The 26442-nt window shown below is 72.0% G+C and carries 25 protein-coding genes; 16 read left to right on the forward strand and 9 right to left on the reverse strand.

What is annotated here, in order from left to right; translation table 11 throughout:
* Nucleotides 1–592: 592 nt before the first annotated feature.
* The 6 genes from ACFWU6_RS29985 (at nt 593) to pstB (ending at nt 8249) form a co-directional block, all read left to right on the forward strand.
* Complete coding sequence (locus tag ACFWU6_RS29985) at nt 593–2881, forward strand: RNA degradosome polyphosphate kinase (RefSeq protein WP_383808246.1); 2289 nt, start codon at nt 593–595, stop codon at nt 2879–2881.
* On the forward strand, nt 2862–3869 hold the full coding sequence (locus ACFWU6_RS29990) for a CHAD domain-containing protein (RefSeq protein ID WP_383808249.1): 1008 nt from the start codon (nt 2862–2864) through the stop codon (nt 3867–3869). The genes ACFWU6_RS29985 and ACFWU6_RS29990 overlap by 20 nt, the downstream gene beginning before the upstream one ends.
* A gap of 233 nt (nt 3870–4102) precedes the next feature.
* Nucleotides 4103–5242, forward strand: a complete 1140-nt coding sequence (gene pstS, locus ACFWU6_RS29995) for a phosphate ABC transporter substrate-binding protein PstS (protein ID WP_383808252.1) — start codon at nt 4103–4105, stop codon at nt 5240–5242.
* Between the two features lie 129 nt (nt 5243–5371).
* Nucleotides 5372–6361, forward strand: coding sequence for a phosphate ABC transporter permease subunit PstC (gene pstC, locus ACFWU6_RS30000; RefSeq protein WP_383808254.1), 990 nt, complete (start codon nt 5372–5374; stop codon nt 6359–6361).
* Complete coding sequence (gene pstA, locus ACFWU6_RS30005) at nt 6361–7443, forward strand: phosphate ABC transporter permease PstA (RefSeq protein WP_383808257.1); 1083 nt, start codon at nt 6361–6363, stop codon at nt 7441–7443. The genes pstC and pstA overlap by 1 nt, the downstream gene beginning before the upstream one ends.
* A 29-nt stretch (nt 7444–7472) precedes the next feature.
* Nucleotides 7473–8249, forward strand: a complete 777-nt coding sequence (gene pstB, locus ACFWU6_RS30010) for a phosphate ABC transporter ATP-binding protein PstB (protein WP_383808261.1) — start codon at nt 7473–7475, stop codon at nt 8247–8249.
* A 135-nt stretch (nt 8250–8384) separates the two neighbouring features.
* Here pstB and ACFWU6_RS30015 read toward each other — a convergent pair whose 3' ends face one another.
* The gene (locus ACFWU6_RS30015) at nt 8385–9386 is read right to left on the reverse strand and encodes an anion permease (RefSeq protein ID WP_383808264.1); all 1002 of its coding nucleotides are present in this window, start codon (nt 9384–9386) and stop codon (nt 8385–8387) included.
* A gap of 5 nt (nt 9387–9391) precedes the next feature.
* Nucleotides 9392–10012, reverse strand: a complete 621-nt coding sequence (locus ACFWU6_RS30020; protein ID WP_267724386.1) for a DUF47 domain-containing protein — start codon at nt 10010–10012, stop codon at nt 9392–9394.
* A 196-nt stretch (nt 10013–10208) separates the two neighbouring features.
* Between ACFWU6_RS30020 and ACFWU6_RS30025 the strand changes: the two genes are divergently transcribed.
* A complete protein-coding gene (locus tag ACFWU6_RS30025) occupies nt 10209–10550 on the forward strand; it encodes a metal-sensitive transcriptional regulator (RefSeq protein ID WP_383808268.1) in 342 nt (113 codons plus the stop codon).
* A 137-nt stretch (nt 10551–10687) separates the two neighbouring features.
* On the opposite strand, the gene ACFWU6_RS30030 is transcribed toward ACFWU6_RS30025, so the two are convergent.
* Entirely contained in the window at nt 10688–10840 is a 153-nt protein-coding gene (locus ACFWU6_RS30030; RefSeq protein WP_383808314.1) for a hypothetical protein, read from the reverse strand.
* 306 nt (nt 10841–11146) lie between these two features.
* Nucleotides 11147–11983: a hypothetical protein gene (locus tag ACFWU6_RS30035; RefSeq protein WP_383808271.1), complete on the reverse strand. Its 837-nt coding sequence runs from the start codon at nt 11981–11983 to the stop codon at nt 11147–11149.
* Between the two features lie 132 nt (nt 11984–12115).
* On the opposite strand from ACFWU6_RS30035, the gene ACFWU6_RS30040 reads away from it, so the two are divergent.
* Nucleotides 12116–12328 carry a hypothetical protein gene (locus tag ACFWU6_RS30040; RefSeq protein ID WP_383808274.1) on the forward strand — a complete coding sequence of 71 codons (213 nt, stop codon included), beginning with the start codon at nt 12116–12118 and terminating at the stop codon, nt 12326–12328.
* A gap of 206 nt (nt 12329–12534) precedes the next feature.
* Complete coding sequence (locus ACFWU6_RS30045) at nt 12535–12768, forward strand: hypothetical protein (RefSeq protein WP_383808277.1); 234 nt, start codon at nt 12535–12537, stop codon at nt 12766–12768.
* A gap of 216 nt (nt 12769–12984) precedes the next feature.
* Here ACFWU6_RS30045 and ACFWU6_RS30050 read toward each other — a convergent pair whose 3' ends face one another.
* The 4 genes from ACFWU6_RS30050 to ACFWU6_RS30065 form a co-directional block, all read right to left on the reverse strand.
* Entirely contained in the window at nt 12985–13725 is a 741-nt protein-coding gene (locus tag ACFWU6_RS30050) for a phosphatase PAP2 family protein (RefSeq protein ID WP_383984157.1), read from the reverse strand.
* A 204-nt stretch (nt 13726–13929) separates the two neighbouring features.
* Nucleotides 13930–14937 carry an NlpC/P60 family protein gene (locus ACFWU6_RS30055; protein ID WP_383808312.1) on the reverse strand — a complete coding sequence of 336 codons (1008 nt, stop codon included), beginning with the start codon at nt 14935–14937 and terminating at the stop codon, nt 13930–13932.
* A 371-nt stretch (nt 14938–15308) separates the two neighbouring features.
* Entirely contained in the window at nt 15309–16103 is a 795-nt protein-coding gene (locus ACFWU6_RS30060; RefSeq protein WP_383808283.1) for a thioesterase family protein, read from the reverse strand.
* Between the two features lie 51 nt (nt 16104–16154).
* Nucleotides 16155–16763, reverse strand: a complete 609-nt coding sequence (locus tag ACFWU6_RS30065) for a LysE family translocator (RefSeq protein ID WP_383984160.1) — start codon at nt 16761–16763, stop codon at nt 16155–16157.
* Nucleotides 16764–17075: 312 nt separating this feature from the next.
* Between ACFWU6_RS30065 and ACFWU6_RS30070 the strand changes: the two genes are divergently transcribed.
* From ACFWU6_RS30070 to ACFWU6_RS30100, 7 genes are all read left to right on the forward strand, one after another.
* Nucleotides 17076–17921, forward strand: coding sequence for a pentapeptide repeat-containing protein (locus ACFWU6_RS30070; protein ID WP_383984163.1), 846 nt, complete (start codon nt 17076–17078; stop codon nt 17919–17921).
* 505 nt (nt 17922–18426) lie between these two features.
* Entirely contained in the window at nt 18427–18735 is a 309-nt protein-coding gene (locus ACFWU6_RS30075; protein ID WP_031145169.1) for a hypothetical protein, read from the forward strand.
* A gap of 103 nt (nt 18736–18838) precedes the next feature.
* Entirely contained in the window at nt 18839–19663 is an 825-nt protein-coding gene (locus ACFWU6_RS30080) for a hypothetical protein (protein ID WP_383984166.1), read from the forward strand.
* Entirely contained in the window at nt 19653–21011 is a 1359-nt protein-coding gene (locus ACFWU6_RS30085; RefSeq protein WP_383984169.1) for a hypothetical protein, read from the forward strand. Before ACFWU6_RS30080 ends, ACFWU6_RS30085 begins: the two co-directional genes overlap by 11 nt.
* Complete coding sequence (locus tag ACFWU6_RS30090) at nt 21008–22570, forward strand: SCO6880 family protein (RefSeq protein ID WP_383808300.1); 1563 nt, start codon at nt 21008–21010, stop codon at nt 22568–22570. Before ACFWU6_RS30085 ends, ACFWU6_RS30090 begins: the two co-directional genes overlap by 4 nt.
* Nucleotides 22571–22589: 19 nt before the next feature.
* A complete protein-coding gene (locus tag ACFWU6_RS30095; protein WP_383808303.1) occupies nt 22590–24011 on the forward strand; it encodes an ATP-binding protein in 1422 nt (473 codons plus the stop codon).
* 2 nt (nt 24012–24013) lie between these two features.
* The gene (locus ACFWU6_RS30100; RefSeq protein ID WP_383984172.1) at nt 24014–25726 is read left to right on the forward strand and encodes a type VI secretion protein; all 1713 of its coding nucleotides are present in this window, start codon (nt 24014–24016) and stop codon (nt 25724–25726) included.
* Nucleotides 25727–25739: 13 nt separating this feature from the next.
* On the opposite strand, the gene ACFWU6_RS30105 is transcribed toward ACFWU6_RS30100, so the two are convergent.
* Entirely contained in the window at nt 25740–26303 is a 564-nt protein-coding gene (locus tag ACFWU6_RS30105) for a GNAT family N-acetyltransferase (RefSeq protein ID WP_383808309.1), read from the reverse strand.
* Between the last annotated feature and the right edge of the window lie 139 nt (nt 26304–26442).

Below are 26442 nucleotides of genomic sequence, written 5' to 3' on the forward strand. Positions count from 1 at the left end.
GCGGCGGGGGGGGGGCCCCCCCCCCCCCCCCCGGGCGCCGCCGGGGCTCCGGCGGCGCCCCCCCCCCCCCCGCGGGGGTTGGCCGCCCCGGGGCCCCGGGGCGGAGCCCCGACCACGGGCGCGGCACCGGGCCCCGCAGGGCGCCCACAGAACCTCGGCCCGCGCGGAGGCCAGCGCCCTCCGGCCCGCCGGGGCCCGGCCACCCCCGCCCGGCGCCGCTCCTGCCGGCCGTGCCGCCTCTTCCAGCCCCGCCGGCGTTTGAGGCGCGGGGCCCGGGGCGGAGCCCCGACCACGGCGCGGCACCGGGCCCCGCAGGGGCTCGGCCCGCCCCCGCCCGCCCCGCAGGGACACGCACGGGCCGCGGGGCCCCGCAGAGGCCCCGCACGGCCCCCGCACGGCCCCCGCCCGGGCCCGCGTACGCCCCCGCCCCCCCCCGGGAGCGACTCGTGTGCCAGCCGGACCCGGGAAGCCACACGCCATTAACCGGGCATTCAGACACGCTTGCGACTCTCCCCGCATGCATCCCCGACTCCGACTGACGGCCGACACGTCCGACGCGCCCGTCCTCCCGCGGGGGCGGAAGAATGGAGTCATGAGCCACCAGCCCAGCGCAGGCCCCACCGAGGTCCCCGCCCAGCAGCCGTCTCACCCCTCCGCGCCCTCCACCGGCGCCACCGCCTTCGGCGGCACCGCCAACGCCGTCACCGGCGCGCACGCGCGCATAGGCTCCATCTCCGCGCACCGCCCGCACGTCGATCTCGAACCGGACCTGGACGCCGATCTGGACGCCTACGACGACAAGGACGGCGGCGAGCTCCCCCCGGGCCGCTTCCTGGACCGGGAACGCAGCTGGCTGGCCTTCAACGAGCGGGTGCTGGAGCTGGCCGAGGACCCGACGACGCCCCTCCTGGAGCGCGCGAACTTCCTCGCGATCTTCGCGAGCAACCTCGACGAGTTCTTCATGGTCCGCGTGGCCGGCCTCAAACGGCGCATCGCGACCGGCGTCGCCACCCGTTCGGCCTCCGGCCTGCAGCCGCGCGAGGTGCTGGACCTCATCTGGACGCGCTCGCGCGAGCTCATGGCCCGCCACGCCGCCTGCTTCCAGCAGGACATCTGCCCGGCCCTCGCCGAGGAGGGCGTCCACCTCGTCCGCTGGCCCGACCTCACCGAGAAGGAGCAGGCCCGCCTCTTCACGCTGTTCCGCAACCAGATCTTCCCGGTGCTGACGCCGCTGGCCGTGGACCCCGCGCACCCCTTCCCGTACATCTCCGGCCTCTCCCTGAACCTGGCCGTCGTCGTACGCAACCCCGTCAGCGGCCACCGCCACTTCGCCCGGGTCAAGGTCCCGCCGCTCCTCTCCCGCTTCCTGGAGGCCTCCCCGCAGCGCTACGTCCCGCTGGAGGACGTCATCGCCGCGCACCTGGAGGAGCTGTTCCCCGGCATGGAGGTGCTCGCGCACCACATGTTCCGCGTGACCCGCAACGAGGACCTCGAAGTCGAGGAGGACGACGCGGAGAACCTCCTCCAGGCCCTGGAGAAGGAGCTCATGCGGCGCCGCTTCGGCCCGCCGGTGCGCCTGGAGGTCGAGGAGTCCATCGACCCCGGCGTCCTGGACCTCCTCGTGCAGGAGCTGAAGGTCAACCCCTCCGAGGTGTACCCGCTGCCCGGTCCGCTGGACCTGACCGCCCTCTTCGGGATCGCCTCCCTGGACCGGCCGGAGCTGAAGTACCCGAAGTTCGTCGGCGGCACCCACCGCGACCTCGCCGAGGTCGAGTCCGCCTCCGCCCCCGACATCTTCGCCGCGCTGCGCGAGCGGGACGTCCTGCTGCACCACCCGTACGACTCCTTCTCCACCTCGGTGCAGGCCTTCCTGGAGCAGGCGGCCGCCGATCCCGACGTGCTCGCGATCAAGCAGACGCTGTACCGCACCTCCGGCGACTCCCCGATCGTGGACGCCCTGATCGACGCCGCCGAGGCCGGCAAGCAGGTCCTCGTACTCGTCGAGATCAAGGCCCGCTTCGACGAGCGGGCCAACATCAAGTGGGCGCGCAAGCTGGAGGAGTCCGGCTGCCACGTCGTCTACGGGCTCGTCGGCCTCAAGACCCACTGCAAGCTGTCGCTCGTCGTCCGCCAGGAGGGCGACCAGCTGCGCCGCTACTCGCACGTCGGCACCGGCAACTACCACCCCAAGACCGCCCGGCTCTACGAGGACCTCGGGCTGCTCACCGCCGACCCGCAGGTCGGCGCGGACCTCTCCGACCTCTTCAACCGGCTCTCCGGCTACTCGCGCCGCGAGACCTACCGCCGGCTGATGGTCGCCCCGCGCTCGCTGCGCGACGGGCTGATCGCGCGGATCGACAAGGAGGCCGCCCACCACCGGGCCGGCCGCCCCGCGTACGTGCGCCTGAAGATGAACTCGATCGTCGACGAGGCCCTCATCGACTCCCTCTACCGGGCCGCCCGGGCGGGGGTCCCCGTCGACATCTGGGTGCGCGGCATCTGCGCGGTGCGCCCCGGGGTCCCCGGCCTCTCGGAGAACATCCGGGTCCGCTCGATCCTCGGCCGCTTCCTGGAGCACTCCCGGGTCTTCGCCTTCGGCAACGGCGGCGAACCCGAGGTGTGGATCGGCAGCGCCGACATGATGCACCGCAACCTCGACCGTCGTATCGAGGCACTGGTCAGGGTCGCCGACCCGGCCCACCGCGCGGCACTGGACCGCATGCTGGAGACCGGCATGTCCGACGCCACCTCCTCATGGCACCTGGGGCCGGACGGCGAATGGACCCGCCGCAGCACGGACTCCGAGGGCCAGCCGCTGCGGCACGTACAGGAGATGCTCATTGACGCCCGGAGGCGCCGGCGTGGCTCAGCCAAACCATGACCCGACGGCCGGCGCGGGTGACGTGCTCGCCGCGTACCTGCGCTCCCAGGCCACCGCTTTCCTGCGGGCCCTGAGGCTGCACGAGCAGAGCGCCCAGAGCGGCGCCGACGCCGCCGAGGGGGTCCGGGCGGCGCGCGGCCTGCGGGGGGCGGCGCGCCGCATCAGCGGATCACTGGCCACCTACCGGGTGGTGACCGAGTCGTCCTGGGCCGACGGGCTGCGCACCGAGCTGGTGTGGCTGTCCACGACCCTCGCCGACGAACACGCGTACGCCGCCCGGCTGGCCCGGCTGATGGACGCCCTGCACCGGCTCTCGGGCTCCCCGGACGTCCCGGCGGCGCGCGGCACGGCGGTCGCCGCGGCCGTCGGCTCCGCGGGCGCGCTCACCGTGGGCTCGGCGCGCGCCGGCGCCCTGCTGGAGCGCCAGCTGACCCTGGCCCGTACGCGCGCCCACTCGGCCACCCTCCAGGCGCTCGGCTCCGCCCGCTTCCACGCGGTGGCGGACGCGGTGGCCGTGCTGGCCTCGGAGGTCCCACTGGACCCGGTCGCCGCCCGGGGACGCGCGGAGGAGGTCCTGCTCCCGCTCGCGGCAGTGGCCGAAACCCGTCTGTCGGCGGCGGTCGCCGCGCTGCCCCCGGCCGAGGACGGGCACCCGTACAACGCGGCCCACGACGGGCTCTGGCACGAGGTGCGACGGCTCCTGCGGACCCACCGCTACGCCCGGGAGGCGCTGGGCGAGGACGTGGCCCGGCCGGCCGCCGCGGGCGAGGCCCTGGACCGCCACCGGGACGCCGCCGAGGCGGCCGCCGCGTCGGCGACGGCCGCCCGCACCCCGCGCATCGCACCGGCGACGGCCTACGCCCTGGGGGTGCTGCACGCCGACCAGCGCCACGCGGTCGAGGCCGCCCGCTGCGCCTTCCGGCACATCTGGCCGGCGGCCGCCCTGCCCTCGGGCAGCCGCGGTCACGCTGAGATAACGGGCGGATAACGGATACTTGCGCCCGGGGGCGATCCGGGCCGGATGCACCGGGTGGCCCGCCACGGTTCACCGTCCGTTCACTCTCCCCGGTCGGCCACTTCACCTGTCCGGCCTAATTTCGGTGGTGCACGGTCCGAACCGCCCGCAGGTCGAGCGGCTCCCCGGGCACATCGACGCAGTCCTCTTCGCACGCCGCCCCGACCAAGAAAGCGGCCGGCGGCTTCTGGAAGGAACACCCGAAAGTGAAGCTTCAGCGCAAGAACATGCTTCGTGCCTCCGCCCTCGGGGCGCTTGTCGTGTCCGGCGCCCTGGTCCTCACGGCGTGCGGCTCGGACGACAACACCAAGGCCGACGGCTCGGCCAGCGGCAAGCCGTCGGCCGCCGCCGCGGGTGACATCAAGTGCGACGGCGCGAAGGGCAAGCTGCTGGCCTCGGGCTCGTCCGCGCAGAAGAACGCGATCGAGCTGTGGGTGAAGAACTACATGGCCGCCTGCTCCGGCGTCGAGGTGAACTACAAGTCCTCCTCCTCCGGTGAGGGCATCGTCGCCTTCAACCAGGGCACCGTCGGCTTCGCCGGCTCCGACTCGGCGCTGAAGCCGGAGCAGGTCGAGGAGTCGAAGAAGATCTGCACCGGTGGCCAGGGCATCGACCTCCCGATGGTCGGCGGCCCCATCGCCCTCGGCTTCAACGTCGCCGGCGTGGACAAGCTGAACCTCGACGCCGCCACGGTCGCCAACATCTTCAACGACAAGATCAAGAAGTGGGACGACGAGGCGATCAAGAAGCTGAACCCCGGCGTCACGCTTCCCTCGACCCCGATCCAGGCCTTCCACCGGTCCGACGACTCGGGCACCACCGAGAACCTCACCAAGTACCTGAAGGCCGCCGCCCCCGACGCCTGGCCGCACGAGGCCGCGAAGAAGTGGGCCGCGCCGGGCGGCCAGTCCGCCTCCGGCTCGTCCAGCGTCGCCGCGCAGGTCAAGCAGGTCGACGGTGCGATCGGCTACTTCGAGCTCTCCTTCGCCAGCTCGCAGAGCATCAAGACCGTCGACCTGAACACGGGCGCCGCCGCCCCGGTCGCGGCCACCGGCGAGAACGCCTCCAAGGCCATCGCCGCCGCCAAGGTCTCCGGCACCGGCTCCGACCTGGCGCTCAAGCTCGACTACACCACCAAGGCCGACGGCGCCTACCCGCTCGTCCTGGTGACGTACGAGGTCGTCTGCGACAAGGGCAACAAGGCCGAGACCCTGCCCACCGTCAAGTCCTTCCTGAACTACACCTCCTCGGACGCGGGCCAGAAGGTCCTGCTGGACAACGGCTACGCGCCGATCCCCGCCGAGATCAACGCCAAGGTCCGCGAGGTCGTCGCCTCGCTGTCCTAGTCCTGACCCCGAGGCCCGGTCCGCTCCCCCGTCCGGGAGCGGACCGGGCCCGGGACCCTTCCCCTCCACCCGGGGGAATCCGGTGCACCGCCGCCAGGGGGCCTGCCCCCCACACAGACCGGAAAGACCATGGCTTCCACCACACCCACCCAGACAGACACGGCTCCGCCTGTCTCCAGGAGCACGGGATCCACCGGCCGCGCCGGTGACAAGATCTTCGCGGGCCTCTCCAAGGGCTCCGGCATCCTGCTCCTGGTGATCATGGCGTCGATCGCCGTCTTCCTCACCTACCGCGCCGCGATAGCGCTGTCGAAGAACGAGGGGAACTTCCTCACCACCTTCGACTGGAACGCCTCCGCCAACCCGCCCGTCTTCGGCATCGCCGTCCTCCTCTTCGGCACCGTCGTCAGCTCGATCATCGCGATGGCCATCGCGGTCCCGATCGCGGTCGGCATCGCCCTCTTCATCTCGCACTACGCGCCGCGCCGGCTCGCCGCGCCCCTCGCGTACACGGTCGACCTGCTGGCCGCCGTACCGTCGATCATCTACGGCATCTGGGGCGCCCTCTTCCTCGTCCCGCAGCTGGGCGGCCTGAACCTCTGGCTCGACCAGTACCTCGGCTGGACGTACGTCTTCGAGAAGACCCAGATCGGCGTGGCCCGTTCGCTCTTCACCGTCGGCATCCTGCTCGCGATCATGATCCTGCCGATCGTGACCAGCGTCAGCCGCGAGGTGTTCCTCCAGGTCCCGCGCATGAACGAGGAGGCCGCCCTGGCCCTCGGCGCGACCCGCTGGGAGGTCATCCGGATGTCGGTGCTCCCCTTCGGCCGCTCCGGCGTCATCTCCGCCTCGATGCTCGGCCTGGGCCGCGCACTCGGCGAGACCATGGCCGTCGCGACCGTCCTGTCCCCGAGCTTCCTGATCTCCCTGCACGTGCTCAACCCGGGCGGCGGCACCTTCGCGCAGAACATCGCCGCGAAGTTCGACGAGGCCAACGAGTTCGGCCGTGACGCGCTGATCGCCTCCGGCCTGGTCCTCTTCCTCCTCACGCTGCTGGTCAACGGCGCGGCCCGGCTGATCATCGCCCGCCGCAAGGACTTCTCGGGGGCGAACGCCTGATGAGCCACGTACTCCAGGACCAGCGGCCCGCACCGGCCCGCAAGTCCGCCGCCCCCGCCGGCCTCACCCGCGGCGGCCTGCCCCGCTGGGCCCCGGCCGGCATCGCCGTCCTCTCGGTGGCCCTCGGCTCCGGCATCGGCCTCGTCTTCGGACTCCACAGCAAGGTCCAGTGGGGCCTGCTCGCGGCCCTGCTGTTCGTCGCCGTCACGTACACCGCCAGCGCGGTCGTGGAGAACCGCCGCCAGGCCAAGGACCGCGTCGCGACCTCCGTCGTGTGGGTCTGCTTCGTCCTCGCGGTCATCCCGCTGCTCTCGCTGATGTGGACCACGATCAGCCGCGGCATCGGCCTCCTCGACGGCAACTTCCTCAGCCACTCGATGAACGGCGTGACCAGCTTCGACGAGGGCGGCGGCGTCTACCACGCCCTGCTCGGCACCATCGAGCAGGTCGCCCTGGCCACGGTCATCGCGGCTCCCATCGGCCTGCTGACCGCCGTCTACCTCGTCGAGTACGGCCAGGGCGCGCTCTCCCGGGCCGTCACCTTCTTCGTCGACGTCATGACGGGCATCCCCTCGATCGTGGCGGGCCTGTTCATCCTGACGACCTGGAACCTGATGCTCGGCTTCGGCCCCTCCGGGTTCGCCGGCGCCATGGCCCTGTCGATCCTGATGATGCCGGTGGTGGTCCGCTCCACCGAGGAGATGCTCAAGCTCGTCCCGAACGAGCTGCGCGAAGCCGCCCTCGCCCTCGGCGTACCGAAGTGGCGCATGATCCTCAAGGTCGTGCTCCCCACCGCCATCGGCGGCATCTCCACCGGTGTGATGCTGGCCGTCGCCCGCATCGCCGGCGAGACCGCTCCGATCATGCTGCTGGTCTTCGGATCGCAGCTGATCAACAACAACCCCTTCGAAGGCGCCCAGTCCTCGCTCCCGCTGTACATCTGGGAGCAGTACAAGGTCGGCAGTGAAGCCTCCTACGACCGGGCATGGGCCGCAGCGCTCGTCCTGATCGCCTTCGTCATGATCCTCAATCTGGTGGCCCGCGGCATCGCCCGCTGGAAGGCCCCGAAGACCGGTCGCTGACGCGACTCATGAAAGCGATGTGACCCCTCATGGCCAAGCGAATCGACGTCAGCGGCCTCTCCGCCTTCTACGGCACCCACAAGGCCATCGACGACATCTCGATGACCGTGGAACCCCGCTCGGTGACGGCCTTCATCGGCCCCTCCGGCTGCGGCAAGTCCACCTTCCTGCGCACCCTGAACCGCATGCACGAGGTCACCCCCGGCGGCCGCGTCGAGGGGAAGGTGCTCCTGGACGACGAGAACCTGTACGGCCCCGGCGTCGACCCGGTCGCGGTCCGCCGCACCGTCGGCATGGTCTTCCAGCGGCCCAACCCCTTCCCCACCATGTCGATCTTCGACAACGTGGCGGCCGGCCTGCGCCTGAACGGCAACTTCAAGAAGTCCGAGCTGTCCGAGATCGTCGAGAGGTCCCTGCGGGGCGCCAACCTCTGGAACGAGGTCAAGGACCGCCTGAACAAGCCGGGCTCCGGCCTCTCCGGCGGCCAGCAGCAGCGGCTGTGCATCGCCCGCGCCATCGCGGTCGAGCCCCAGGTCCTGCTGATGGACGAGCCCTGCTCCGCCCTCGACCCGATCTCCACCCTCGCCATCGAGGACCTGATCGGCGAGCTCAAGGAGCTGTTCACGATCGTCATCGTGACGCACAACATGCAGCAGGCGGCCCGCGTCTCGGACCGCACCGCCTTCTTCAACCTCTCCGCGGTCGGCCAGCCCGGCAAGCTCGTGGAGATCGACGACACGGACCGCATCTTCTCCAACCCGTCCGTGCAGGCGACCGAGGACTACATCTCCGGCCGCTTCGGCTAAAGAGATGTGCTGACGTCCCGCGGTGCTGCATGGCGGTGCCACCGCGGGGCGAAAGGAAAAGGGCCGGCTCCCCCTGGGTGGGGGGAGCCGGCCCACTTTCACGAGCGGGTCGGCACCGGGCCGTCCCTCACAGCACTAGCCGACGAAGGCCAGGTCCACGATCCAGAAGCAGACCGCGGCGACCAGGGCCGCCGCCGGCATGGTGATGAACCAGCCCAGGATGATGTTCTTGGCGACGCCCCAGCGGACCGCGTTGACCCGCTTCGTCGCACCCACGCCCATGATCGCCGAGGTGATCACGTGTGTGGTGGAGATCGGCGCGTGGAACAGGAACGCCGAACCGAACATGATCGACGCACCGGTGGTCTCGGCCGCGAAGCCCTGCGGCGGGTCCAGCTCGATGATCTTGCGGCCGAGCGTGCGCATGATGCGCCAGCCGCCCGCGTACGTGCCCAGCGACAGCATCACGGCACAGGCGATCTTGACCCAGATCGGGATCGCGTCGCCGGCTCCCTGCACATCGGCGATGACCAGGGCCATCATCACGATGCCCATCGTCTTCTGCGCGTCCTGGAGGCCGTGTCCCAGCGCCATGCCGGCCGCGGAGACGGTCTGCGCGATACGGAAGCCGCGCTTCGCCTTGTGCGGGTTGGCCCGGCGGAACATCCACAGGATGGCCACCATCACCAGGTAGCCGACGACCAGGCCGACCACCGGTGAGATGAACATCGGGATGACGACCTTCTCGACCACACCGGTCCAGATGACCTCGGTGCCGCCCGCGAGGGCCGCGCCGACCATGCCGCCGAAGAGCGCGTGCGAGGAGGACGAGGGAAGGCCGAAGTACCAGGTGATCAGGTTCCAGACGATCGCGCCGACCAGCGCCGCGAACAGGATCCACATGCCCCGGTTCCCGTGGGGCGTCTCGATCAGGCCCTCGCTGACCGTCTTGGCGACGCCGCTGCCCAGGAAGGCGCCGGCGAGGTTCATGACGGCGGCCATCGCGAGCGCCGCCCGCGGGGTCAGCGCGCGGGTGGAGACGGACGTGGCGATGGCGTTCGCGGAGTCGTGGAAACCGTTGGTGTAGGTGAAACCGAGCGCGACACCGATGGTCACGATCAGGGCAAAGGTGTCCACGTGGTTCAGGACTCCTTGACCGCGATGGTCTCCACCGTGTTCGCGACGTGCTCGAACGCGTCGGCGGCCTCTTCGAGCACGTCGACGATCTGCTTGAGCTTCAGCACCTCCATGGCGTCGTACTTGCCGTTGAAGAGCTGCGCGAGCAGCTTGCGGTGGATCTGGTCGGCCTGGTTCTCGAGGCGGTTGACCTCGATCCAGTACTCGGTCAGGTTGTCCATCGTCCGCAGGTGCGGCATGGCCTCGGCGGTGAGCTCCGCCGCGCGCGCCAGCACCTCGATCTGCTGCTCGACGCCCTTGGGCAGTTCCTCCACGTTGTAGAGGACGACCAGGTCGACCGCCTCTTCCATGAAGTCCATGATGTCGTCGAGGCACGAGGCGAGGTTGTAGATGTCCTCGCGGTCGAACGGCGTGATGAAGGAGGAGTTCAGCTGGTGGAAGATCGCGTGGGTGGCATCGTCCCCCGCGTGTTCCGCAGCCCGCATCCGCTCCGCGATCTCGACCCGGGCGGAAGAATCCGCTCCGAGCAGTTCCATCAGGAGCTTCGAGCCCGTGACGATGTTGTCCGCGGATGCGGCGAACATGTCGTAGAAGCTCGTCTCCCTGGGGGTCAGACGAAATCGCACGTGAGGTCCTCGGGGTGCATTGGATTCGGTCAGGCTGATGCTAGGCGCATCCCCCGGCCACGGCTAACCGGCCGTTCCCCAGTGTCCTCCATCAGGCAGAGTGAGGACCCACGGGCCCCTGCCCCCAAGGCAGCGGCCCCGTACGCTATACCCATGAGGGGTATGCGCCCCTCGGCCAGGACCACGGGAGGACGCAATGACGACCATCGAGGCGGAGGGCTCGGGAGCCGAATCCGGCACGGCCGCCCCCGGAGCCGTCCACGGCTACCACCACCAGAAGGACGAGCACCTCAAGCGGCTGCGCCGGATCGAGGGCCAGATCCGCGGCCTCCAGCGCCTCGTCGACGAGGACGTCTACTGCATCGACATACTCACCCAGGTCTCGGCGAGCACGAAGGCCCTGCAGTCCTTCGCCCTCCAGCTGCTGGAGGAGCACCTGCGCCACTGCGTGGCGGACGCGGCCCTCAAGGGCGGCACGGAGATCGACGCCAAGGTCGAGGAAGCCACCAAGGCCATCGCCCGCCTCCTGCGCACCTGACCGGCCGGACGGCTCCCCGCCCCCGCGGCGGGCGGGCGCGCGGTCCCCGGCTGCGCCCCGGGAAGCCGGCGCGGCGCGCGCCGCCCGCGCGGCGGCGCGGAACACGGGCGCCCGACGGGTCCGCGGCGGACCCGGCCCTACAGTCCGAACCCCATCAGGACCTCGTCGATGCGGTCCTGGCTGAGCCGCTCCTCGACCTCGGCCGACGCCGCGATGATCAGCTCACCGCACAGCTCGATCTCGGCCAGGGCCACGTGGTCCTGCACCGTCGTACCGCCTGCGGGAGTCACGCGTGTCACCTCGATCTGCCGTCATACGGTCATCGGCCTGCGTCTTCGGTCTGCGCCTTCGCCCTGCGGCCACGCGTCGCGGCCGCTCGTCACCCAACGGAACCCACCGGAACCGCACCGGCCGCCGACCGCGCGGACCACCGGCCGCCCGGCAGGAGCCACCCGGCACCCGCCTCCCCAGCCTAGGGAGCCCCGGCCTCCCCCCGCATGACACGGATGGACCATTTCCGGATACCCCGCATGGCCCGATCGCGCCGCCTCTCCCCCGCCCGGCCCGCAGTGCTGTGACCGGAAGGGTTCACCGCACTAGTCGGCGATCTTCCCGGCGAAAATGTCCCCGCTCGGGGGCAGCACGACGGTCACCGGGGTGCCGAACCCGTAGAACTGCGTCGTGGACGAGACATCGATCACGCCATTGCTGACGTACGTGAAGCGGTGCCGGACCTGGCGCAGCCGCCCCTCCCGGTCCAGGTACGCCTCGAACGGCACGGCGTCCTTGCTGAACCCTTTCGCCGCTGCCTCCAGCGCGCCCCGCACGCCCGGGGAAGCGCTCCGCGCCGCCCGGCCGATGTCGGTGATCCCCCGGTAGTGCCGCACCACGGTGCCGCCCACCTCGGTCTCCCCGACGTACGTCACGTCCTGCGCGCCCCGCAGCAGCTCGGCCGCGGCCAGCGGATCGGTGGCCCCGCCCGTGACCAGGTTCCCGTCGGCGAGGGCCGTCGTGTCGACCCGTACCCACTTGTCGGCGGGCACCCCCGCGCCGCGGTTCTTCATGTAGAGCGCGCCCGGCACCAGCAGCTCGGTGAGGGGCCGGTGCTCGGCCTTGCCCTTCACGTCGGCCGGGAGCATCACCAGGAGCCGGCCCATCCGGCTCCTGAAGTCGACGCCGCCCTCGCCGCGGATGGTGACCCGGGTGCCGCCCGTGGCCATCTCCATCGCCGTACGGGTCCGCGCGCTGCCCGTCCTCGACAGGGCGTCGGCGGCTCCGCGTACCACCGCTCCCGGGTCCGCGGCGGGCCGGTCGTCGCCGGCGGCGCCGGGCGCCGCGCACCCGCCCGTCGCCGAGACCGCCAGGACGACGGCGGCGGCGAGCACCGCCTCCCCGGCACGTCCGCGTCGTCGCCTGTGCTGGTGCACCACCATCGCCTGCCAACCCCCAACGCGTGACGCCTGTTTGCCCGAGGTCCCCACCCGCTCCGGTTAACGAGGTCCGGGGTTTCCCGTCACGGTCCCGGCTCCTCCCCGGCCCGCGCCGGAGCCGGGTACCGTGGGGGCGTGGAACCGCACACCGCAGCGACCCCGGTCCCTCCGCTTGCCTCCCTGCCGCCCCAGCGCCCGCGGGAACACCAGCCGCCCGCCGGACACACCACCTCCACCACCGAACGCGGATCGTTCTGCCTGGCCGTCTGCACCTGCGGCTGGAGCGGCCCGGCCCGCCGCTCCCGCGACCTCGCACGCAAGGACGCCGCCCGGCACACGGCGCTCTAGCGTCTAGCGCCGTGTGCCGGGCGGCTTCGCCCGGCCCGGCACGTGGTCACAGGTCCCGGTCGCAGCACCCGTCACCACACGAGGCCGGCCGCCCCTTCCGGATCGCGCCGGCCCGGTCGGCCCTCGCGGGAGGGGACGAGCCGGGCGCGTCGCCCGTTCGGATCGCCCCGCTGGCCGAGACGCGCCCGAGCGGATGCCCTTGACTCATGCCAGGACCCGCAGCCCGCCTCGCGGCCCTCCTCTGGGCCCTGCTGATCGCCTCCGCGCCCGCCGCCACGGCCTGGGCCCGGCCCGTGGGCACCGCGGACGGCCCCGGCGACGTGGCTCTGGCGGTCGGGCTCACCACCGCCGCCGCGGTCGCCACCGGGCTGTGGCTGCGCTCCCGCTACCGCCGCGACGAGGGCGCCGACGACCGGGGCACCAAGGACGGCGACCGGTGACGCCCCGGTCGCGCCCGACCGCGGCGCGGCTGTGCTTCGGGGCCGCCGGGCTGTGCCTGCTCGCGGCCGTGCTGCTCGCCGTATGGGACTCGCTCGCCCCCGCGTGACGCCCGTACGGCGCCCCGGCCGCACGGCGGAGGCCCGGCGTCCGGCTCAGCCGGCGCAGCCGACGGCTCCAGCGGCACGGCCGACGGCTCAGGCACCGCGGCCCACGGCTCAGGCGGCCAGGTCGCTGTCGTGCGTACGCGACCCCGCCGGCGGGGTCTGGGCCTGCGTCAGATCGACCGGCAGGGGCAGTACCGGGTCCTTGGACCGTACGAGCCACCCCACGCGCGCCGAACCGCCCACGGCCCGCACCACCGGGGTCAGCAGCGCCATCGCCAGCGGCGCGAGCACCAGGACGACGGCGGTGCCGAGCGCGAAGCCGCCGATGACGTCGGTCGGGTAGTGGACCCCCGTGTAGACACGGCAGAAGCCCTCCACGAGGGCGAGCCCGATCCCGGCGAGCCCGAACCTGCGGTGGGCCACGAACAGGCCCGCGGCCAGGGCCATCGCGAGGGTGGCGTGGTCGCTGACGAAGGAGAAGTCCGTCCTGGCCGGCCCCGCGCCGAGCACCCCGCCGGAGCCGGAGTCGAGCACCTGGAGGCCCTCGTGCTGCCGGAAGGGCCGCGGCCGCCCGACGAATTCGCGCAGCGGCACGTTCACGGCGAGGGCGAGCGCGGATGCCAGCGGAGCCCACACCAGCGCGGCGAGCGATTCGGCGGCCGTCGGCTCGTACCGGCGGCGGACGGTGTGCCAGCACCACAGGACGAGGAGCACCAGGGCCAGCGGAACCACGTACTCGCCGGTCAGGCCGACGGCCCGGTCGCACCACCCGGGGGCCTGCCGGGCCAGGGAGTTGATCCCGTACAGCAGGCTGACATCCGCGTTCGGCCCACCGGTCGCGAGTTCAGCCATGGCGATGCGGCCCCTTGCTCTTTCGGTGGTTCCCCTGCGGGCACACGCCTGTGTGCGCCCCTTCGCCCCCCGGTCGATCGGCCCTCGTGTCCATGGAACGCCCGTTCTGGCGGCCCCGTTCCACTCTCCACCGAATGATCACTTCAACGTTATCGAAGAGTGACTCATCGTCGCAGCTCAGGGCCTGGACCTCACGGAGAGTCGCTAGGGCGCCCCACTGGCCGCCGCGCGCTCCGGAAGCGCTTCCGCACCGTCCTTGGTCACGCGCGTCGCGCCGAAGTAGTCGGGTGTGTCGATCTTGTCGAAGCGGATCACGGCGCCGGTGAAGGGGGCGTTGATCATGTAGCCCCCGCCCACGTAGAGGCCGACGTGCCGGATCTCCCGGGAATTCGTCAGATCATCGGAGAAGAACACCAGGTCCCCGGGGAGCAGTTCGGCCCGCGAAGGGTGCGGACCGGCGTTGTACTGGTCGTTCGCCACGCGCGGCAGCTCGATCCCCACCGTCTCGTACGCGGCCTTCGTCAGCCCCGAACAGTCGAACCGGCCGTCCTGGTCGGGGGTTCCGTTGCCGCCCCACAGGTACGGCGTGCCGAGCTGCTTCTGCGCGAAGTAGATCGCCCCGGCGGCCTGTTGGGACGGCGCGACCCGGCCGACGGGCCGGGCGAAGCTCTTGGCGAGCGTCGTGATCGTCTTCACGTAGCCCTGGGTCTCCTTGTACGGGGGCACCCCGCCGTACTTGATGACCGCGTACGCGCCGGCGTTGTAGGCGGCGAGCATGTTCGACGCCTTGTCACCCGGAACGCTCGCCACGTCCTTGGCGAGTTCGCAGTCGTAGGAGGCTGCCGACGGGATCGCGTCGCCCGGGTCCCAGATGTCCCGGTCCCCGTCACCGTCCCCGTCGATGCCGTGGCCCGCCCAGGTGCCGGGGATGAACTGCGCGATGCCGCGCGCGTCCGCCGGGCTCACCGCCCTCGGGTTCCAGCCGCTCTCCGAGTACAGCTGCGCGGCGAGCAGCGCCGGATTGATGGCAGGGCACAGGTTGCCCCACTTCTCCACCAGGGCCTGGTACTTCCCCGGCACGGCGCCCTTCGCGAGCCCCACGGCGCCGGCGCCCGCGCCGGCTCCCACGAGGCCCGCGGCGGCGGAATACGTCCCCACGACGAGCAGCACGAGGAAGCTCAGACACACCCCGAACCCGATCCCGCCCAACATCCAGAATCTGCGCACCCGTCAACCCTCCCCCATCGTTATCACTTTCCGCCGCGATTCGACCGTGTCGCCTATCGGACTAGCCCACTTGGGACCACGACCCGTCACCCGCCATCCGCGAAGCCGCCCCCCGAGGGCCCGCGCAGGCGATGCCCGCGTACGCCCCGGACCCATCCTCAACGCGACGGACGACCACCGTCCAGTCCCCCAGTCCACGGCGAGGGGGACGGCGCCCGGGACAGCGTCCGGGCACGTCAACTCCGCGCAGTCGCGCCAGCCCCAGGTGGCGTACGGGTCCACGGGAACACTCAGGAACCCCGCCGGACCGCCGCCGGGCGGCACGGCGCCCCGCGGCGCCCCGCCCGGCGAAGGGGCTACCTCGGCGCGACGAACAGACTCTGCGCGCTCCGCCCGATGGGCCCCTTCTCGTCGTGCAGCCGCGCGTCGGCCAGCCCGATCCCGGCCGGATCGACACTGGTCCGGGCCTCCACGCCGGCCCACTCCCCCGCCGGGTGCCGGTGGAGGTGGACGGTGAGGTCGCCGTTGACGAAGACGTAGCGCCCGAAGTCCAGCACGGCGCTGATGCCGTTGCCCGAGTCGGCGGCGATCAGCACCCGGTCCAGCGGCCTGGCGGCCTCCCCCGCGACGAGCGGCACCCTCATCCGCATCCAGCAGGTGCCCGGCCCCGGCGCGACGAACGCGCCTTCGGTGAAGCGGGTCTCCATCGCCGTGTGATAGCCCCGCTCCCACGGCACCGCGAAGAACGGCGTCTCCCCCACCTCCCCGGGCGGCGGCAGCTCCGGCCCCGGCAGCACCGCCGGCACCGGCTCCCGCGCCACCCTGATCCGCAGCGCCCGCGCCAGCATCACCGGCCGCCCCGCGCCCTGCGGGGTGAGCGCGGCCTCCACCACCTCCGTACCGCGGCCCGCCCGCAGCACGCTCGTGGTGACCTCCAGCGCACCGATCGGCACCGGCCGCAGGATCTCGTAGGTGATCCGGGCGATCCGCATGTCGTCCCGCGCACCGGGCCGCTCCTCGACGGCCCGGCCCAGCAGCGCCGCGGGCGGCCCGGCGTGCTGCGCGCCCGGATCCCACGGGCCGCGCGTGTCCTCGGTGGCCAGGAACCGCCCCGCGCCGACCCGCTCGAAGAACCCCTCGGCAGCACTCATGGCCCGCACGCTACCGAGAGGTAACTCCGGGCACCAGACCCCGCCACGCGGTCAGCGGGCGAACCCCAGGCCCATCCCCAGCCCCACCAGCACCGACCCGATCACCCGGTTCAACGCCTTCTGCGCCTTCAGCAACCGCTCGCGCAGCAGAGCGCCGGAGAAGAACAGCGCCACCGCCCCGAACCACCCCAGGTGCGCCGCCGACATGAACACCCCGTAGCCCGCCTGCTGCCACACCGGGGTGTCCGGACCGACCACCTGCGTGAAGGTCGACACCACGAACAGCGTGGTCTTCGGGTTGAGCACGTTGGTCAGGAAACCCGACCGCAGCGCTTCGAACCGGGTCAGCCCCGGACCGTCCTCCAGATCGACGCCCAGCTCGGCCGGCGCCCGGAAGGTCCGTATCCCGATCCACACCAGATAGACCGCGCCCGCCAGCTTGATCGCCGTGAACAGCGCCGTGGAGGAGGCGATCAGCAGCCCCACGCCGAGCATCGTGTAGGCGACGTGCACCAGCACGCCCGCCGCGACCCCGGCGGTGGCGAACAGCCCCGTGGGCCTCCCGTAGAGGCAGCTGTTGCGGACCACCATGGCGAAGTCGGCGCCGGGGCTGATCACGGCGAGGAGGGTGATGACGGCAACTGCGATCACTTCGGTCATACGAGGATGCTCACCGCTCACCTCCCCGCCGATCAACCCCCTTTCTTCTGCACACACTTGTCGTCAGGCCGGACGCCGCGGTCGAGGTGTGCCGGCCGGGCCCGTGGCACGGCCGGGGAGCTGTCCGTCGTCCGGGGGCGGGCGAGGAGTCGCAGTGGCCGCCCCGGGTCCTCCGCTCGGCGGGCCCGGCCGCCCGGACGCCAGCGCGAGCGGTGCGAGCCGCCCGTCGGCCGGGCCTCTCCGGACCTGGGAGGTGGACGGCGTCCCCCGGACCGCCCGCCGGACCCGGCCCGCCTCCCCCGACGGGTGACAATGGACCACATGCCCGAACTCCCCGCCGCGCTCCCCGACCTCCCCGCTCTCCCCGTCCTCCAGGCCGACTGTGCGAACTGCTTCGCGCTGTGCTGCGTCGCGCTCCCCTTCGCCAAATCCAGCGACTTCGCCGCGGACAAGCCCGCGGGCACCCCCTGCACGAATCTCGCCCGGGACTTCCGCTGCGGCATCCACACCCGGCTGCGGGACTCGGGGTTCCGCGGCTGCACGGTCTTCGACTGCCTCGGCGCGGGCCAGCAGGTCTCCCAGGTCACCTTCGGCGGACGCGACTGGCGCACCCACCCCGGCACCGCCCGACAGATGTACGAGGTCTTCCCCGTGATGCGGCAGCTGCACGAGCTGCTCGCCTACCTCGCCGAGGCCCTGGCCCTCCCGGCCGCCGCCCCGGTCCACCCCGGGCTGCGCCACGCCCTCGCCGAGACCGAGCGCTGGACGCGCGCCGACGCCGAGGCCCTCGCGGCCCTGGACGTGAGCGCCCTGCGGCACGAGGCGAACGCCCTGCTCCTCAAGAGCAGCGAGCTCGTACGGGCCGAGGTGCCGGGCCGCAGGAAGAACCACCGCGGCGCCGACCTGATGGGCGCCCGCCTCTCCGGCGCGGACCTGCGCGGCGCGAACCTCCGCGGCGCCTACCTGATCGCCGCCGACCTCAGCCGCGCCGACCTGCGCAGGGCGGACCTGATCGGCGCGGACCTCCGCGACGCGAACCTCCGCGGCGCCGACCTCCGCGACGCGGTCTTCCTCACCCAGCCCCAGCTGAACGCCGCCCAGGGCAACCCGGCCACCCGCCTCCCGTCCCACCTCACCCACCCCACCCACTGGGCCTGACCCCACCGGCACTCGACCCGCAGATGCCCTCGGCGGCCACCGCGACGCCCCGAACCCCTGCCGGCCGACCGTCACGTCGAGCGGTCACACCACCTCCGGCGCAACCCTCGTTCGTCGCCGTCGTACCGGTCGACGTGGAGCATCGCCCGCAACCACGCGCGCGGATGGTACGACTGACGAAGAGTCGGACACGCGCCGGCGAGTCGGCCCAACGACACGCACACCCGTTACGCCGAACGGCGGTGCCTCAGCCCGCCCCCCGTACGCCGGGACGGCAATCATTGCCCCACGTCACCCCCCGTGATACACAGAGTGACCATACGTTCTTTCGGATGCACCCCACCCGGCCCCAGGTCAGAGCGCCCCAGCGGGTCGCGGGCCGTGAGATCGGGTAAAGAGAGCAGCCAAGTCGACGACGACGGCTGTTTCATCAGCGAAGATAGAGAGTGACCCCTGCCGTCGGGCTCGGGCGACCGGAACTACCCATACAAGGGCGGTGAGTTGCATGATCCTGGCAGCCGAAAAGGGCGACATCACCACCATCATCGGCGGAATCGCCCCGAACTGGGGGCCTTTCGGCAGTCTCGGCAACGAAGCGAAGATCATGATCGAGGTGGTCATGGCCGTCGCGATCCTCCTCTGCCTCGGCATCGCCATCTGGGGCGCGGCCAAACAGCGCATCGGCGCGACCGCCCTGCGCGACACGTTCAGCGCGGAACAGGGCAAGGGCCTGATCGTGGCCGGCCTCACGGGCGTCTTCATCATCGGCTCCCTCGGCACCCTCTTCACGATCGTCTACGGAATGGCCGTCTAGCCTGACCCACCGCGGCCGCACCTGCCTGATGAGGACTCACCACACCGCGCCTGCGCGGGTACCAGCGCTACCGTCGTACGACGCGGAGGGGGCCGACACGTAAATGAGCAACGACGACCAGTACGGCGGCTACGGCGAGGTCGGCGGCACGGGCCAGACCCGCACCCGCCTCCCGGACTCCCCCACGGACCCTTACGGCCCCACCCGCCGCGCCCCCCGCGTCACCCGCAGCCTGATCACGGTGGTCGGCGTGGTGGTCCTCCTGATCGCGGCCATCGCCTTCGCGAACCGCTCCCCGGACACCCGCGCGACGGAGACCTCGGACAAGGCCCCCTCCACCACCTCGACAGCGGCCACGGGCACCACCCCGGTCACGGGCAAGGCCTCCGGCATCCCCCGAGGCTTCGCCCACGACGAACAGGGCGCCCAATCGGCGGCGGCCAACTACGCGGTGGCCCTGGGATCCGACGCGATGTTCAAGAAGAACACCCGGCACGAACTGGTCGACGGGATCTACACCCCGAGCGCGGCAGCAGCCATGAAAGGTCCTCAGGACGCCGCATATTCCACCGCGTTCCTCGCCCAGCTCGGCCTCGACGCGAACGGCGCGGCCCCCCAAGGGAGCACCTTCGTGACCAGAACCGTCCCGATCGGCACCAGGGTCGAGAGCTACACCCCGACGACCGCGAAGATCGCGGTCTGGTACACGGGGCTGATCGGCATGTCCGGCGAGAAGTCGACGGACCCGGTCCGCACCACGTGGAAGACCTGGACCTTCGAACTGAACTGGGTAGGCGACGACTGGAAGATCGTCGACGACACCCAGCTGGACGGACCCGCCCCTGTCCCCGGGGACGTCCCCGTCGCAACGTCCGACGACATGAGCAAGGCCGTCAAGGAGTTCGGAGGGTTCACCTATGCCCGCTAGCCTCCGCCTTCGGTTGGGCGTGATCGCCTCCGTCCACATGGCCTCCATGACCCTAGCGACGCGCGCCCACGCCGCGCCCACCCCCACACCGACGCCCAGCGCCACCCCCACACCGACGCCCAGCGCCACACCCACGCCGCAGCCGAGCAACGACCCGTGCGCCCTGCTCGACGGCCCGTCCAAGCAGTACTGCGAAAACGGCCGGGGCACCACGGGCGGGGCGCCCGGGACAGGACTGGCACCCAGCGACGGAGGGGACGCCCTCAACCCCCTCGCCTCCCTAGCCAAGGGCTGCGCCGACGCCGCCGCCTGGATCGTCACCAAACTCAGCGAAGCAGTCAAGAGCACCGCCGAAGTCGACTTCACCAACGACACCTTCCTCAAGCAGTACGCCGTCGTCTTCGCCGCCTCCACCATCCTCACCCTCGTCCTCTGGCTCTTCGCCGTCGCCAAGCGCGCCATCCGCGGCGTCCCCCTCACCACCGCCCTCTCCGAAGCCATCGGCTTCCTCTGGCTCACCGTCCTCGCCTCCGCCTTCACCCCCCTCGTCCTCTACACCGTCGTCTCCGCCACCGACGGCGTCACCGAGGTGATCGCCTCCGCCACCGGCGGCCAGACCGACGTCTTCTTCGGCTCCTTCACCGAAGCCCTCAAGAAGGGCGACGACATCGGCGGCGGCCCGATCATGCTGATCGTCGTCGCCCTCGTCACCGTCCTCGCCGCCGGCGTGCTCTACCTCGAGCTCTTCATCCGCGCCGCCCTCCTCTACGTCGGCGCCCTCCTCGGCGTCGTCGTCTACGCCGGGCTCGTCGACCGGAACCTCTGGGGCCACGTCCGCCGCTGGGCCGGCATCATGATCGCCGTCATCCTGGTCAAGCCGGTGATCGTCATCGTCCTCGGCCTCGCCGGCGCCCTCGCCGGCGAACAGGGCCCGAACGCCTTCTCCGCCGTCGTCACCGGCCTCGCGATCATCCTCCTGGCGATCTTCGCCTCCGCGATGATCTACCGCTTCGTCCCCGGCTTCGGCGACGAGATCGCCTCCGCCCGCTCCAACCGCAGCAACGCCACCGACGGCTCCCAAGCAGCCGCCGTCATCAGCTCCCCGGCCTCCCTCGTCTCGCAGGGCATCAAGACCCACAGCAGCCGCGGCGCCCACCGCGGCGGCGGAGACGGCGGCGCCCACAGCGCACCCCGCCCCGCCAACCCCATGTCCGGAGGCGTGGCCGCCCACAGCAGCCGCGGCACCTCCGGCGGCGGAGCCGGCAGCGGTGCCGTCCCCTCCGCCGCACCCCCGCCCCGCACGAGTTCGAGCACGAGCACGAGGAACACAGGAGGTGACGGGCGTTGACGACCCAGTCCCACCAGCTGCACCCGGTCGCACCCCGCCGCACGTATCTCATCGGCCGGGCCCGGCCGAACGCGATCGTCGGCAAGAACCGCGAGACCGGCGAGATCGCCCTCATCATCGCGGGGGCGTTCTTCGGCATGATGAGCGGACTGCTCGTCCCCGACCTCACCCTGCGCATCGTGAGCCTGGTCGGCTTCCCCATGGTCGCGCTGGCCGCCGTGTACGTCCCCTACAAGGGCCGCACCTTCTACCGGTGGTTCGAGATCAACCGCAGCTACAAGCGCACCCTGCGCCGCGGCACGACCTACCGGTCGAGCGCCATGGAAGCCGGCATCCGCGGCTCCGACGGCCGCGAGGTCGAAGTCGGCCCGCCCCCCGGCATCGGCCGCATCAGCTGGCTCGCCGCCCCCTTCGGCCCCGACGAGATCGCCGTCCTCCTCCACGCGGACCGCAGGACCGTCACCGCCGCCATCGAGATCGAGGGCCCCGGCGTCGGCCTGCGCGACAGCGAGGACCAAGAGGCCCTCGTCGACCGCTTCGGCACCCTCCTCAAACACGTCGCCAACGGCGACGGCTTCGTCACCCGCCTCCAGATGCTCGCCCGTACGCTCCCCGCCGACCCCGACGCACACGCCAAGGACGTCGCCCAGCGCGGCGACACCCGGGCCCCCGGCTGGCTCCGCGACTCCTACGACCAGCTCCAGTCGATGGTGTCGACCTCCTCCGAACAGCACCGCGCCTACCTCGTCGCCTGCATGCACTACACGCGCGAGCTCGCCGCGGAGGCCCACACCATCGCCCGCGCCTCCACCCCCCAGAAGGGCCGCAAGCTCGACCGCGACGCCGGCCTCGCCATCGTCATGGCCCGCGAGCTCACCGACATCTGCGCCCGCCTCGCCGAAGCCGACATCCGCGTACGCCAGCCCCTGGGCCAGGGCCGGCTCTCCTCCCTCGTGCACTCCATGTACGACCCGGACCACCCCATCGACCACATCCAGGCCATGACCAAGCGCAACGCCTGGCCCGCAGAACTCGACGCCGTGGAGCCCACCTTCCTCCAGGCCAAGACCCGCGAGTCCTCCACCAGGGCCCCCTGGTGCCACGCCACCGCCTGGGTGAAGGAGTGGCCGATGACCCCCGTCGGCGTCAACTTCCTCGCCCCCCTCCTCGTCCACACCCCGGACGTCATCCGCACCGTCGCCGTCACCATGGACCTGGAGCCCACCGAGGTGGCCATCGAGCGCATGCTCACGGAGAAGACCAACGACGAGGCCGACGCCTCCCGCGCCGCCAAGATGAACCGGACGGTCGACCCCCGCGACATCGCCGCCCACGGGCGGCTCGACCAGAGGGGTGAAGATCTCGCCAGCGGTGCGGCCGGAGTCAACCTGGTCGGGTACATCACGGTGTCCTCGCGTTCACCGGAGGCCCTCGCCCGCGACAAGCGCACCATCCGCGCCTCCGCCGGCAAGTCCTACCTGAAGTTGGAGTGGTGCGACCGCGAGCACCACCGCGCCTTCGTCAACACCCTGCCGTTCGCCACCGGCATCCGACGCTAGCCGGAAGGAAGTGCCGCCCATGCGAGATCCCATGTCCGCCCTGACGGACGCCTTCACCAGCTTCCTCTTCGGCAAAGTCGAGACCACGCGCCTGCCCGTACGCACCTCCACCGGGCAGGCGCAAGCCGTCTACCTGCCCACCGCCGCCCCCGGCCTCGGCGACTCCGGCGTCATCATCGGCCGCGAGGTCTACAGCGGCAAGGGCTACATCTACGACCCTTTCCAGCTGTACGGACAGCAGCTCCCGGCACCCCACTGGCTGGTCCTCGGCGAGTCCGGCAACGGCAAGTCCGCCCTGGAGAAGACGTACGTCCTGCGCCAGCTCCGCTTCAAGGACCGCCAGGTCGTCGTCCTCGACGCCCAGGGCGAGGACGGCGTCGGCGAGTGGAACCTGATCGCCCAGCAGCTGGGAATAACCCCCATCCGCCTGGACCCGATCGCCGCGAACGACGACGGCATCCGCCTCAACCCGCTCGACCCGGCCATCACCACGACCGGCCAGCTCGCCCTGCTCCGCACCATCATCGAAGTCGCCATGGGCCACGGCCTCGACGAGCGCGCCGGCTTCGCCCTCAAGGTCGCCCACGCCTACGTCGTCGACACCATCCGCGACCGCCAGCCCGTCCTCACCGACATCGTCGAGCAGCTGCGCCACCCCGAGCCCGAGTCCGCCCTCGCGATGAACGTCGACATAGACGATGTCCGGGCCTGGGGCCTCGACGTCGCGCTCGTCATCGACCGCCTCGTCGACGGCGACCTGCGCGGCATGTTCGACGGCCCCACCACCGTCGGCATCGACCTCGACGCCCCGCTGATCGTCTTCGACCTCTCCCACATCGACCGCAACTCCATCGCCATGCCCATCCTCATGGCGATCGTCGGCGTCTGGCTGGAGCACACCTGGATCCGGCCCGACCGCAAGAAGCGGATCTTCCTGGTCGAAGAGGCCTGGCACATCATCAACAGCCCCTTCGTCGCCCAGCTCTTCCAGCGCCTGCTGAAGTTCGGCCGCCGCCTCGGCCTGTCCTTCGTCGCCGTCGTCCACCACCTCTCCGACGTCGTCGACGGCGCGGCCGCACGAGAAGCCGCGGCCATCCTCAAGATGGCCTCCACCAGAACCATCTACGCCCAGAAGGCGGACGAGGCCCGCGCCACCGGCCTCGTCCTCGGCCTGCCGCGCTGGGCCGTGGAGATCATCCCCACCCTCACCCCGGGCATCGCCGTGTGGGACGTCAACGGCAACGTCCAGGTCGTCAAACACCTGATCACCGAAGCCGAACGCCCCCTGGTCTACACCGACCGCGCCATGACCGAGTCCTCCGTCCCCGGCCTGCTCTCCGACGACATGCTCGCCGCCGAACTGGAGGCGGAGGAGCGCGCCCTGTCCATCGAACGCCGCCGCAACACCAGCGGCCCGGGTTCCGCGACCACGGTGGCCTGACCATGCACGACGCACGGCGTACGCAGACCCCCGCGCGCGGCGGCATCCCCGACGGCCTGCTGGTCGCCCTCCTGGCCTTCCTCCTCGGCCTCGCCGTACTGGTCTGGACGGCCACCGGCCTGGCCGCCCTCTTCGCCAAGGGCTCCTGGCCGGACACCGTCACCTTCACCCGCACCCCGGAAGCCGTCCGCGCCCTGATAGCGCAACCGCACGACGTACCGGGCGCCTGGCCGGACACCGCCGCGGAGTCCCTCCCGGGCTGGGGGCTGTTCTGGGGCCTGTTCGTCAGCCAGCTCCTGGTGATGTTCGTGCTGGCCGTCTTCGCGATCGGCGTGATCGCCCGCACCAAGTCCCGCCGCGCCCTGGCCCGCCAGGACGCACGCGCGGCCGGAGCCGCCGCTCCGGCCACGACCGCGGTCCCGGCGGGAGCCGCACAGGACTCCGTACCCCACCAGGCCCCGCCGCCCCCCAAGCCCCGGGCGTACGAGCCCGCCACCGCGGTGCAGGAACCAGTCTCCCCGGCGTACGGGCCCGCCCCCGCGGCGTACGGGCCCGTCCCCCCGGCCCCCGCCGCGCGGGAGGGCCTCGGCCCCCGGCAGCCCGCTCCGGCGCCCCAGCCGCACGCACCCACCACCGCTGCGGCCCCGGCCGCGGGAGCCCCGCTGACGGCACCGGCCCCCGTCACCGCCCGACTCGTCGCGGCCCCCGCCCACGCGGCGGACCGTACCGCCGCCCCGGCGGACGAGGCCTACCGCCACGGCTTCGGTTACGCCCCCGCCGCTGCGACGCCCCCCACCCTCGCGACCCGCCGCATGGCCTACGCCGACCCCGCCGAGCGGCACCACCTCGCGGCCCGGGCCATCGCCGCGGCCGAGGGCGCGGTCCTCGTCGTGACCTCCTCCCCCGCCCTCTGGGCCGAGACCAAGGACGCCCGCGCCAAACTCGGCCCGGTCCTCCTCTACGACCCCCACCACCTGTGCGACACCCCGGCCCGCATGCACTGGAACCCGGCCGAGGGGTGCGCCGACCGCGACACCGCCGCGGCCCGCGCGACCGCCCTGCTGGCCCCCGTACGCCCCCAGGCCCGCATGGACGCGGCCGTCGCCGACACCGCCGAAACGCTCCTGCGCAGCTGGCTCCAGGCAGCCGCCCTCGACAGCCGCCCGTTCAAACAGCTCCACCGCTGGACGCAGGGGACCAACGCCCAGGAGCCCGTACGCGTCCTGCGCACCCACCCCCAGGCGGCATCCGGCGCGGCCGGTGAACTCGAAAGCGCCCTCACCGCACACCCCGAACGCCGGGAGCTGGCCCAGAACCTGACGGCCCGTGCCCTCTCCTGCCTGTCGTCGATCCACATCCGCGAGGCCTGCAACCCGAACCGCACCGATTCCCTCACCCTGGCTTCGTTCCTGGACGAAGGGGGCAGCCTCTACGTGGTGGGCGAACCGGTGGAAGACCCCCGCACCCACCCGGGTGCGATGCCCCTGCTCACCGCACTCGCCTCGCACGTGGTCGAGCACGGCCGCCGCATGGCCGCACGGTCATCCCACGGTCGGCTCGACCCACCACTTTCCCTGGTCCTGGACGACGTGGCGGCCGTGGCCCCCGTCCCCCGGCTCCCGGAACTCCTGGCGGACGGCCCCCTGCCCCTGCTGGCCCTCTGCCGCAGCCGCGAACAGGCCCGCTCCCGCTGGCCGCACGCGCAACTCCCCTGACGGCTCCGCGGCCCTACAGCCCGGCGGGCCGCGGAAAGAGGTACTCCAGCTCCTTCGCCGGCTCGTCACCCGGCACCGATACCAGCAGCCCGCTGGGCTCGAACCCGAACCGCCGGTAGAAGGCCTGCGCCCGCGCGTTGTCCTCGTGCACGAACAGCCGCACGCGCTCCAGCGCCGGCCCCTCCAACGACCAGGCCCAGTCCAGCGCGGCTCCGAACAGCGCGTCCGCCAGCCCGGCCCCCCGCTGCCCGCTCCGCACGAAGACCCCGACGAGGTGCCCCTGCGTCCGCTCGACCGGATGCCGGAAGTAGTCCGTGGTCCCGGCCTCCTCCACCAGCACGGTCACCGACCCGGCCCAACTCCCGTCCGGCGCCTCGGCAACGAACTGCCGCGCGGCCCGCCCCTCCGAAGACCCCTCCGTCCGGTCCTTCCAATAGGCATCGGACCTGGCCGCAGCCTGATCCCACGTGTCCAGGAAGGCGATCGGCGCCGCCGGATCCCGAAGCGCGGTCAGTCGCAGCTCCTTGACCTTCTGCCACTCGTCGCCGCGGACCGCTCGTATCACGTAGCCGTTCATGGCCAGGATCCTAACGAGCGCCTGCCGGCGAGGCCCGGGATTTTTGGCCCGGAACGCAGAAAAGCCCCGCACCATAAGGTGCGGGGCTCTCCCACAATAATTGTTCGGCGGCGTCCTACTCTCCCACAGGGTCCCCCCT

This window comes from Streptomyces sp. NPDC058674, from assembly GCF_042716505.1.
In the GTDB taxonomy this organism is placed as follows: domain Bacteria; phylum Actinomycetota; class Actinomycetes; order Streptomycetales; family Streptomycetaceae; genus Streptomyces.